This is a genomic window from Chryseobacterium sp. CG10_8 (genome assembly GCF_058117085.1).
In genome coordinates this window covers 1-1,282 of sequence record NZ_JBYVEB010000231.1, presented here as the reverse complement: position 1 = coordinate 1,282, position 1,282 = coordinate 1, and the positions used below count along the sequence as shown (strand labels likewise).

Here is a 1,282-nt window from a genome sequence, read left to right as displayed (position 1 = left end):
TTAGTTTCATAAAATTAAATTTGAGGCTGAATCAAAATACTGATTAAATCCTGAACGACTTTCATCGCAACAAAATTCATAAAATCAACACGTTCTAAGTGCGGCAAATAAAGGTAAAACGTCTTTTCAAAATCACCAACCCGAATCGAATAATACACCTTCCCTACTTCATTATTAAATTGATCTGAGTTAGGTCCAGCAACTCCCGTGGTTGACACTGAAATATCTGTCTTAAAAAGGCTTTGACAGCCCTTGCTCATCTCTTGCGCTACCCCTTCCGAAACGACCGTTTTTTCGTTAATCGTTTGCTCCGATACACCAAGAATCTCTATCTTTTTATGATAATCATACGCTACAATTCCCCCTAAAAAATATTGTGAGCTACCAGAAACCGTCGTTATCAGATGTGCCAATTCTCCACCAGTACAACTTTCGGCGGTAGAGATGGTCATATTTCTTTCCATTAAAATATCACGCAAAATCTCTTCAATCCGATCTCCTTTTTCAGAAATAATGTGTCCTTCTATCAGCGGTCGAAGCTTCGTAATTTCTTCATCCAATTGCAGATTCAACTGGGATTCTTTTTGTCCATAAGCGGTCAGTTTTAGCTTAACTCGATTGGCAATCGGAAGATAAGAAAGCGAAATATTTTTGGGTAAATTCAGTTCCCAATCCTCAATAGTTTCAGCCAAAAGACTCTCTGGAATATTGACCACCGAAATCACTCGTGAAATGATATAATCTTGATTAAATCTCTCTTTCAAAAAAGGAATAATTTGACCTTTTATCAGAGGTTTCACCTCATAAGGTACGCCTGGAAGACATATGGCAATTTTACCATTTTCTTCTAACATCAAGCTTGGCGCAGTCCCATTATGATTCTGAAATACTTTAGCTCGAGATGGAATTTCCGCTTGAGGTGTATTAATCTCTAAAAGATGCTCTCGTTTCCTCGCTATTAAAATATTTTTGAGATGAAGAAAAGTTTCTTCATCCAAAACCAAGGTATCATTATAAAATTCGGCAAAGGCTTTTTTGGTTTTATCATCCTTGGTCGGACCAAGACCACCTGTTGTAATCACCAAATCTGAATTTTCAAAAGCTGATTTTAGCATTTTTTTAATAGTTTCTATTTCATCTGAAATCGTAAAAATTTGGACGACTTTGATTCCGATGTTTTTAAGTTGCGAAGCAATAAAATTAGAATTGGTATCAACCGTACTTCCTGATAGGATTTCGTCACCAATAGTGATTAATGTGGCGTTCATCAAGTAATTTATTT

At 36.1% G+C, this 1,282-nt stretch carries 1 protein-coding gene; it reads right to left on the bottom strand.

Going from position 1 to position 1,282, the window contains the following annotated elements; genetic code table 11:
• Positions 1-14: 14 nt before the first annotated feature.
• Positions 15-1,268 (bottom strand): CinA family nicotinamide mononucleotide deamidase-related protein, encoded by a 1,254-nt coding sequence (locus tag AC4AGG_RS16440; RefSeq protein ID WP_489773106.1) that lies wholly within the window; start codon positions 1,266-1,268, stop codon positions 15-17.
• Positions 1,269-1,282: the final 14 nt, after the last annotated feature.

Bases quoted from the DNA above. Each gene is read 5' to 3' on its own strand.
- AC4AGG_RS16440 (WP_489773106.1), bottom strand. From the start codon at position 1,268: ATGAACGCCACATTAATCACTATTGGTGACGAAATCCTATCAGGAAGT.